Source organism: Streptomyces sp. sk2.1 (genome assembly GCF_008120935.1).
Lineage (GTDB): Bacteria > Actinomycetota > Actinomycetes > Streptomycetales > Streptomycetaceae > Streptomyces.
In genome coordinates, this window is sequence record NZ_RDBO01000017.1 from 1 (window position 1) to 9,120 (window position 9,120).

General features: G+C 73.7%; 7 protein-coding genes and 1 pseudogene. 5 read left to right on the forward strand and 3 right to left on the reverse strand.

Annotated features, from left to right (window positions below; all coding sequences use genetic code 11):
* Positions 1–131: 131 nt before the first annotated feature.
* Together EAO76_RS03335 and EAO76_RS03340 are read left to right on the forward strand one after the other, a co-directional pair.
* Positions 132–929 carry a VOC family protein gene (locus tag EAO76_RS03335; RefSeq protein ID WP_148833157.1) on the forward strand — a complete coding sequence of 266 codons (798 nt, stop codon included), beginning with the start codon at positions 132–134 and terminating at the stop codon, positions 927–929.
* Positions 930–1,082: 153 nt separating this feature from the next.
* The gene (locus EAO76_RS03340; RefSeq protein ID WP_148833159.1) at positions 1,083–1,745 is read left to right on the forward strand and encodes a phosphoribosyltransferase; all 663 of its coding nucleotides are present in this window, start codon (positions 1,083–1,085) and stop codon (positions 1,743–1,745) included.
* A 41-nt stretch (positions 1,746–1,786) separates the two neighbouring features.
* Here the strand turns inward: EAO76_RS03340 and EAO76_RS03345 are convergent, their stop codons facing one another.
* Positions 1,787–3,310 carry an alpha/beta hydrolase gene (locus tag EAO76_RS03345; protein ID WP_399461414.1) on the reverse strand — a complete coding sequence of 508 codons (1,524 nt, stop codon included), beginning with the start codon at positions 3,308–3,310 and terminating at the stop codon, positions 1,787–1,789.
* Here EAO76_RS03345 and EAO76_RS03350 point away from each other — a divergent pair.
* Positions 3,288–3,539, forward strand: coding sequence for a DUF2630 family protein (locus EAO76_RS03350; RefSeq protein ID WP_148833163.1), 252 nt, complete (start codon positions 3,288–3,290; stop codon positions 3,537–3,539). The genes EAO76_RS03345 and EAO76_RS03350 overlap by 23 nt on opposite strands.
* 98 nt (positions 3,540–3,637) lie before the next feature.
* The gene (locus tag EAO76_RS03355) at positions 3,638–5,596 is read left to right on the forward strand and encodes an FUSC family protein (RefSeq protein WP_148833169.1); all 1,959 of its coding nucleotides are present in this window, start codon (positions 3,638–3,640) and stop codon (positions 5,594–5,596) included.
* Positions 5,597–5,701: 105 nt separating this feature from the next.
* On the opposite strand, the gene EAO76_RS03360 is transcribed toward EAO76_RS03355, so the two are convergent.
* Together EAO76_RS03360 and EAO76_RS03365 are read right to left on the reverse strand one after the other, a co-directional pair.
* Positions 5,702–6,103 carry an RNA-binding S4 domain-containing protein gene (locus tag EAO76_RS03360; protein WP_148833165.1) on the reverse strand — a complete coding sequence of 134 codons (402 nt, stop codon included), beginning with the start codon at positions 6,101–6,103 and terminating at the stop codon, positions 5,702–5,704.
* A gap of 88 nt (positions 6,104–6,191) precedes the next feature.
* Positions 6,192–7,871: a hypothetical protein gene (locus EAO76_RS03365; protein WP_148833167.1), complete on the reverse strand. Its 1,680-nt coding sequence runs from the start codon at positions 7,869–7,871 to the stop codon at positions 6,192–6,194.
* Between the two features lie 458 nt (positions 7,872–8,329).
* On the opposite strand from EAO76_RS03365, the pseudogene EAO76_RS03370 reads away from it, so the two are divergent.
* Positions 8,330–9,120 (forward strand): annotated as a pseudogene (locus EAO76_RS03370) (hypothetical protein); the annotation flags it as partial.

A 9,120-nucleotide genomic window follows, 5' to 3' on the forward strand; every position in this document is an offset into this window, starting at 1 on the left:
CCTCCCGGGGCCGCCCCTGAGAGCCTGTCGGGTGACCTCCGCCCGCCCCGCCCTCCTCCGCCGCGCGGAGCCGCGCCCGGCTGGTTAGCGTGACAAACCGGACATCCATCGAGTGCGAAGGAGTCAGGGCCATGGCCGCACAACCGGAGGGCACACCGTGCTGGGCCGACGCGATGTTCCCCGATGTCGAGGCGGCCAAGCGCTTCTACGGTGACGTCCTGGGCTGGACGTTCGGCGAGGCCGCGACGGAGTTCGGCAGCTACACGCAGGCGTACGCGGACGGCCGGGCGGTCGCCGCCGTGGTGCCCCCGATGCCCGGCCAGGAGGGCCCGGCGGGCTGGTGCCTCTACCTCGCGTCGGACGACGCCGCCGCCACCGCCGAGAAGATCCGGGCGAACGGCGGCGAGACCCTGATGGACCCCATGCGGGTCGACGGCTTCGGCACGATGGTGCTGGCCCGCGACCCCGGCGGGGTCCTCTTCGGCGTGTGGCAGGCGGGCACCCACGAGGGCTTCGGGGCGCAGCGCGTGCCCGGCGCCTACTGCTGGTCCGAGGTCTTCACCCGGGACCCCGAGAAGTCCGACGCCTTCTTCCCCGCCGTCTTCCCGTACGGCGTGGTGAAGCTGGAGGACGAGCACGTCGACTTCCGGATGTACAACCTGGGCGACCGCACGGTCATGGGCCGGATGCGGATGGGCGACGACTTCCCGCCCGAGGCGCCGCCGTTCCTGAACGTGTACTTCACGGTCGCGGACTGCGACGCGGCGGTGGCGAGGGCGACCGAACTCGGCGGGGTGCTCCGGTTCGGCCCGATGACCATGCCGTTCGGCCGGTTCGCCGCACTGACCGACCCGCAGGGCGCGGTGTTCTCCGTCATCGACATCGACACGACCGAGGGTGAGCTCCCCCGCACGACCCCGGTGTCCTGACCGGAGCCGCCGGGCGGCCCCGCCCGGTCCCGTCCCGTGCGGCGGCCCCGCCCGAGTTGCGGGGGCGCCGCACATGGGGTTGTTTCGAAGGAGGGGAGCAGGCGGGGCCCGTACGCATGCGGCCCGCCCTCCCGCCTCTGGGGGTGAACCTTCGTGCTGTTCGCCGACCGTGTGGACGCGGGGGAGCAGCTGGCCGAGGCGCTCCGCCGCATGGAGCGGGAGAACCCGGTCGTGCTGGGACTGCCCCGCGGCGGAATCCCGGTGGCCTTCGAGGTGGCGCGGACGCTCGGCGCCGAACTCGACGTGATCGTGGTCCGCAAGCTCGGTGTGCCGCACCACGAGGAGGTGGCGTTCGGCGCCATCGGCGAGGGCGGTGTGCGGGTCCTCAACGAGGACGTCGTGGGCCGTCTGCGGTCCGCGCGGCAGGATCTCGCGGCGGTCGAGCGGGTCGAGGCGGCCGAGCTGGCCCGGCGGGCGCAGGTGTACCGCGCGGGCCGGCCGCGCGTCCCGCTGGCCGGCCGGACGGTGATCGTGGTGGACGACGGCATCGCGACCGGTGCCACGGCCGAGGCCGCCTGCGAGGTCGTACGGGCGCAGACCCCGGCCCGGGTGGTGGCGGCCGTTCCGGTGGCCCCGCCGGAGGCGGTGGTACGGCTGCGGCGCAGCGCGGACGAGGTGGTGTGCCTGTCCGTGCCGCGCCTGTTCCACGCCGTCGGCGAGTGGTACCGGGACTTCTCGCAGACCTCCGACGAGGAGGTCGTCACCCTGCTGGCGGAGGCCGGGCACGGCGGACGCGCACCCCCCGGCAGCGACTGACGCCGCCGGGGGCCGCACCCGGCCCGGTCCGCTCAGCCCGCTCAGCCCGCGCAGTACGTGTCCTGTCCGGGCCGCTTCCCCGTCGTCAGGAACCTGGTGACCGCGCGGTCGCCGCAGGCGTTGCCGTTGCCCAGGTAGATGCCGTGCCCGCCGTGGTCGACGGTGACCAGCCTGGCCCGGTCGCCGAACGCCTCGCGCATCTTCAGGGCCCCGAAGTACGGCGTCGACGGGTCCCGCAGGCCCTGGATCATCAGGATGTTGGACGGTCCCTCGTCGGTGATCCTGGTCGGCCGGTCGGCGGGGGTGTCCTTCCAGAAGGCGCACGGGGTGATGTTGGCCGGCAGCCCGGCGGTCAGCGGGTGCTTCACCCGGTCGATCGCGACGGCGCGCCGGTAGTCGGGCACGGAGGCCGGCCAGCGGACGTCGTTGCAGACCACGCCGATCGTGACCGCCGCGTCCTGGTCCGACAGCGGCCGGTCCAGTCCCGGCGGCAGGACCGGCTCCGCCGCCGGGTCCCCGGCCGCCCGGATCAGTTCGGCGAGCCGGGGGAAGGCGCTGTCGCTGTACAGGGCCATCTGGACGGCCTGGCGCAGCCGGTTGCCGGTCAGCGGCACACCGGGCGTGGTGGTCTCCCTCGGTTCGCGGTCCAGCCGCGCGGCCAGGTCCAGCACCAGCGGCCGCACGTCCCGCGCCTCCCGGGCCAGTCGCAGCCCCTCCGCCTCCCTGGCCGGGTCCGCGGCCCAGCGCGCGAAGTCGGGGAACCGGTCCTCCACGGCCCGCGCCATGTTCTGCATCCAGCCCCGGTTGACGCGCGACGGGTCGGGGTCGCCGCTGCTGTCCAGCACCCAGCGGTCCGTGTGCCGCGGGTACTTCTGCGCGTACACGGCGCCCACGTACGTACCGTACGAGCTGCCCCAGGCCGACAGCTTCTCCTCGCCCAGCGCCTGCCGGAACCGGTCGATGTCGCGCACCTCGTTGGCCGTGGTCAGGCTCCGCAGCATCGCTCCGCCGTTGCGGGCGCACGCCTCGGCGGTGCGCCGGGAACGCGCCACGTTCTCGGTGATCGAACCGTCGGCGGCGGGCCAGGACCGCAGGTGCACCAGGTCGCGGTCCTCCGCGGCGAGCCCGCAGCTCGCCTTCGTGCTGCCGCCGACCCCGCGCGGGTCGAGGCTCACGACGTCGTACCGGCCGCCCGTCTCCCGTTGCAGCCGCTCCCCCTTCCCCGTCACCAGGGCCACCCCGGAGGAGCCGGGCCCCCCGGGGATCACCAGCAGCGTCCCGCGCCGCTCCCCCGGGCGGTCGCTGCGGACCCGGGTCACCGCGAGCCTGACCCGCGGACCGTCCGGGTCCGGGTCGCGGTAGTCGAGCGGTACGAACAGCTCGGCGCACTCCTGGGCGGCGGGCCCCCCGGCGACGGCGCAGGGTTTCCAGTCGAGCGCGGACGGTGCGGAGGGGGCGGACGGTGCGGAGGTCACCCGACAGGCTCTCAGGGGCGGCCCCGGGAGGAGGCCCCCGCACCCGCCCCCTCCCGAAGGAGAGGTCATGGACGACCGGGAACACGACATCATCGACGACATCGGCGATCTCGTCTCCGAGGAACGCGAGCTCCGCGACCGCTCCGTGCGGGAGTCGGGCCTCGGCCCTGACGAGAAGGCCCGGCTGCACGCTGTTGAGGTCCGGCTCGATCAGTGCTGGGATCTGCTGCGACGGCGCCGCGCACTGAGCGCGTCCGGCGAGGACCCCTCCACCGCGAAGGTCCGGCCGGCCGACGAGGTCGAGGGCTACCGGGGCTGAGACGCGGAACCCAGGGGGACGCATTGACCGAGGCAGGCGCGGAGGCAGGAGCGGGGACCGGGGACGGACGCAGACGCGCGACCCCGCCCCCCTGGCTGCTGAGCGGACTGCGGCCCCAGCCGTCCGCCCCCGTCCCGTGGGCCGCGGTCCTCCGCGCCTCCGTCGCGCTGGCGGCACCGCTCGCCGCCGGCTTCGCGCTCGACCGCCCGGCGTACGGCGCGCTCGTCTCCATGGGCGCGCTCTCCGGGGTCATCGGCGACACCGCCGACGCGTACCGCATGCGCATCCTCAACATCGCGGTGCCGCAGCTGTTCGGCGCGCTCGGCGTGATGCTCGGCACCCTGGTGTACGGGACCGGCTGGGCGGCCGTCGTCGCGCTGACGCTGGTCGGCCTGGTCTCCGGGATGATGTCGACGATCGGTGCCGTCGCCTCCGTGTCCGGGCTGCTGCTCCTGCTCAACGCGATCGTCGGGGCCGGGCTCCCGCTGCCGGAACCCTGGTGGGTGGCACCGCTGCTGCTCACGGTCGGCGGCCTGTTCGTCCTCGCCCTGACCCTGCTGGCCTGGCCGCTGCGGCGGGCGCTGCCGGAACGGGTCGCGGTCGCGAACACCTATCTCGCCGTCGCCGACCTGCTCGCCGCCGCGGGCGGTCCCGGCTACGAGGAGCAGCGCCAGGCCGTCACCCAGTCCCTCAACACCTCGTACGACCTGATCCTGGCCCGCCGGGCCCGCTACCACGGCCGCAACAGCGCCATGGTGCGGCTGCTCGCCCAGCTCAACGTCGTCATCCCGCTCGTGGAGGCGGCCCCCGCGGTCCATGTGCGCCGGCTCACGCTCCCGGACGAGATCCCGGCGGCGGTGCGCGAACTGGCCGTCGCCGTCGAGGAGAGCCGCACCGGCCGCCCCGAACTCGTCCTGCCCGCGCCGGACTCGCCCGCGACCCGGGCCGTGGACGGCGCGCTGCGGCACGCCGCGGTCGTCGTGCACAAGGCCGACCCCGACCCGTACAACGTCGACGACCGGCTCGGCCGGCCCGCCGCGCTCGGGGTGCGCGTCCGGCGGACCGCCCGCGACGTGCTGTTCTCCGGGGCGTCCTGGCGGTACGGGCTGCGGCTCGCCCTGTGCATCGGCCTGGCCCAGGCGCTGACCTCGCTGATCCCGGTGCCCCGCTCCTACTGGGTGGCGCTGACCGTCACGTTCGTCCTCAAGCCGGACTTCGGTTCGGTGTTCTCCCGGGCCGTGCTGCGCTCGGTGGGCACGGCGGCCGGCCTCGTGATCGCCGCACCGGTGCTGGCCGCGGTGCCGATCGGCTGGTGGGACGTGCCGGTGATGGTGGTGCTCGCGGCACTGATCCCGGCGCTCACGGCGAAGGGGTACGCGTTCCAGACGGCGGCCATCACCCCGGTCATCCTGCTCCTGTCCGACCTGCTGAACCACCAGGGCTTCGACCTGGTCTGGCCACGCTTCCTGGACAGCCTGATCGGCTGCGCCATCGTGCTGGTGGCGGGCTACCTGCTGTGGCCGGAGAGCTGGCACGTCCGGATCGGCCACCGGCTCGCGGACGCGGTGACGGACATCGCCGACTACGTGACATGCGCGTTCGAACCCGCCGGTTCGACCGGTTCGACCGACCAGGGCGGTCCGGGCGGGACCGGCGGCGGAAGCGGCGGTCCGGGCGACCGGGCGGAACGGCTGCGGGCCCGGCGCCGCATCTACCGCGACCTGTCGGTCGTGCGGTCCGAGTTCCAGCGCGCGCTGACCGAGCCGCCGCCGGTCGGCACCCGGGCCGCCGCCTGGTGGCCGCTGGTCGTCGCGGTCGAACGCATCGTGGACGCGGCGACGGCGGCCCGGGTCCGGGTCAACCACGGGGCGTCCCCGCCACCGCAGGAAGAGGTGGCCGGGATCCGTCGGCAGCTGCTGGAACTGGCCGACGGAATCCGGTCGAGCGAGGTCCTGGTGGAGGTCCGCGCCGAACTGCCGGGCGACGAGAGGGGCGTACTGGCCCCGCTGCGCCAGGAGGTGGCGGCGGCCCGGGCGATCGCGTCCCCGCAGCCGTGACCCCACCGCTGCCGACACCGGTCGACCCGGTCGGTCCGGTCGGCACGGTCGGCACGGTCGGCACGGTCGGCAGTGAGCCCGGTCCGCGGTCAGCCCGGTCCGCGGTCAGCCCGCGGGGCCGTTGCCCCGCAGCCGTTCCATCTCGCGCCGGTCCCGCTTCGTCGGCCGCCCCGCGCCCCGGTCCCGTACCGGAACCTGGATCGCCGCCTCGCGCGGCGGCGGGGGCGGGCTGTTGTCGACGAAGCACTCCACCGCCACCGGCGGACCGACCCGCTTCTTCACGATCTTCGACACGACCACGATCCGGTCCCGGCCCGCGTGCCGGAGCCGCACCTCGTCGCCGACGCGCACCGTCTGGGCGGGCTTGGCGCGCTCACCGGCGACCTTCACATGACCCGCGCGGCAGGCGGCAGCGGCCTGCGAGCGGGTCTTCGTCAGCCGGACCGACCAGATCCAGACATCGACCCGAACGCTGCCCTCCGCCTGCGGCGCCTCACCGGAAACCATGGGTCCGACTGTAGTGCGGCACGGGGGACGGGGCGGGCCGGATCGTTCACCGGCCCGCCCCGTCCCCCGTGTACTTCGGCCCCGCGCCTCAGCCGAAGCTGCTGATGACGTCGGACATGCCGTAGCCGTACAGCTCGCGCTCGCACGCCCCGCACTTGCTCGGCGCGTGCTCGCTCAGCGACCACAGCTTCGGCGCGAAGCCGTCACCGCGCCCGTGCGCGAGGTAGAGGTCCTCGGGCCCGAACGACGACTGCAGGGTCTTCGTGTTGCCGACGAGCTGGTCGACCCCGTCGACCGTGCCCGGCGTGGCCTGGAGCAGCCGCCCGTTGTCGTAGCCGTTGCTGCGGTGGAAGTACCACTTGCCCTCGTACCGCATGACGCCCTGGATCTTGTGCCACAGCGCCTCGTCGCCGAACTTGGCACCGGTCGGCAGGCCGTAGGCCAGGTCGGCGGAGGCGGTCTTGCCGGAAGCGCCCTCGACCGCGGCCACCAGATCGGCCATCGGGTACGTGCCGACCCGGCCGGGGCTCGTACCGCCGTTGTTGGTGTTGCAGTACTCGCCGAGGACCATGTGGTCGGTGCCGGTGCGGTCCAGCGAGATGTACGAGGCCTTCGGGCGCCCGGTGGCGTAGCACTGGTTCTTGCTGGTGGAGCCGCCGTTCTTCGCCGTGGTGAACTTCAGCGTGGCGACCTGCGGCATGACGTAGCGGTAGCCGTAGCCGTACCAGACGTTGTTCTGCCGGCCGACCCGCCGCTTGTCCGTGACGTTGCTGGTCAGGCCGTCCGGCGTCGGGTCGTCGACGTCGGTCTTGTTGTCCGGGTTGAGGTCCATGATCTTGCGCAGGTCGAAGACCCGCATGCCGTTGGCGGTGTCGGCGACGTACAGGTAGTTGCCGTACCAGACCATGCCACCGGCGTGGATGCCGTTCTGCGCGGCGCAGGAGGACGTCACCTCGGTGAGGCACTTGCCCTCGCGGGCGTGCAGCGCGTCGAAGGAGATGTGGTTCTTGGAGTTCATGTACGGCCAGACCAGCAGCACGTGGCGGTACATCTTGGTGGCCTGGTTGAAGAAGCTGACCCGGATGCCCTTCTCGTTGCAGGCGTCCCCGGTCGGGCTCAGCAGGCAGTTGTCCTTGCCCGAGAGGTAGTCGCTGCGGCCCGGGTTCTCCGCGTCGTAGCCGGCCACGGCGATCGGCTCGGCGTCGGACGTGCCCCAGTCCTCGTCCTCCTGCGCGTCCGACACACCGCTGATGGCCTGCGGGACCCACTCCGAGGAGGTGGCGTCGTCGCTCTTCCAGCAGACGCGGGGGGAGGCGGTCAGGTCGGGGCCGTAGATGCCGGTGTCCCCGCAGTCGCTCCCCCAGCCGGCGGGCCGGTTGGCCTGCTCCATCAGCTCGGTGAGCCCCTGCTCGGGCAGCCCGGCGTCCAGCTTCGCGACAAGGCCGGAGATATCGGTGCCCTTCGCCAACTTGAAGTCGGCGGCCCGGCCGGGGACGGGGGCCGCGGCGAGCGACGCCCTCGGGGCGGCCGGGGCCGTTCCGGCCCCCGTCCCCGCGAAGTCGTCCTGCTCGCCCTCGTCCTCGTTGTCGAAGCCGTCGTCCGGCATGCCCTCGTTGCCCGGTACGGGGTCGTCCGCCGCCCGCGCGGAGGACGGCGGGGAGGCTGCCGGGACGGCGGTGGCACCGGCCGCCGGAACGAGTACGGAAATCAGCGCACCGGTCGCGACGGCACAGGCCGCGAGACGTGTTCGACGAGAGGGTTTCCCCATGTGAAGGCCCTTCCTGGCAATGCTGGTGAACAACGGACAACGGTGCACCTGACTTCGCGTCAAGTGCACCGGCCGATCACGTTAACAAGGCAGTTGGAGGCTCCGTCAGTGCATTCGGGCGAAGCACATCAGGCCCGCACGACATGCGCACAGGACCCGGCGGGGACTCGCCCAGGACCCTGCCGGGCCCCGGCCGTGGCCCGGCAGGGCGGGGGCGGGGAACGCGTCGGACAGAGGAACGGGAGCGCGCCGGATCAGGCGGCGCAAGCGCGTCGGGGCGGGGGCCGGACTCGGCGGGGAACCGTTCGCCGATCGTTCCCGTATCGGTTTTCCCCGGGGCGGGCCGTGCCGACGAAGGGCCGGATCCGGCCGCTAACCTTACGTATCCGCCCTGGCCAGGGATCAATTCCCACAGGTCGGACATTCATCGCACCCAACTCACGCGAAAGGCCTCGCCCATGGGCATTCGGAGCTTGCTGCGCAAGGTGTTCGGCCGTGACCGCGCGGAGCAGGACGCGTCGACGGCCACGGTCCCGCCCCAGACCGAACGCACCGCGCCCGCGGAGTCGGAGCCGGTCGCGGAACCGGTCGTGGAACCGGCGGACGAACCGGAAGCGGCGGCGGCCCCGGTGAGCGCCCCCGCCCCGGCCGCCAAGGCCACGATCCCGGCCCCCGCCTCGCCCCGGTCCACCGAGAACGACGGCAGCACCGGCCTGGCCTCGGATCTGGTGGCGGCCGCCTTCGACAAGCCCTCCGTCCCCACGGTCCCGGCACAGGGCTCGGCCCCGGAGGAGAAGAGGGACGAGCCGAAGCCCGAACCGGAACCGGTCGCGGCGGCGGAACCGGAACCCGAACCGAAGCCCGCAGAGGCCGAGGTCACCGAGCCGGAGGCCACCGAGGCCACCGAGGCGAAGGACGTCGAGCCCGAGACTCCCGTCAAGGCCGAGGTCGAGACGCAGACCGAGACCGCTCCTGAGCCCGAGGCGAAGCCCGTACAGCCCGAGGCGAAGCCCGTACAGCCCGAGGCGACGTCCGTGGAGCCCGAGGCGACGTCCGTGGAGCCCGAACCGGAGCCCGAGTCGGCACCGGTGGCCGAAACCCCCACCGAGCCCGAGGCCGAGGCTAAGCCCGTCGTCGAACCGGCACCGGTGGCCGAAACCGCCGCCGAAACCGCCGAGCCCACCGAGCCCGAGGCCACCAAGACCCCCGAGCCCGAGCCCGCCGCCGAAACCCCGGCCGTCTCCCCCTC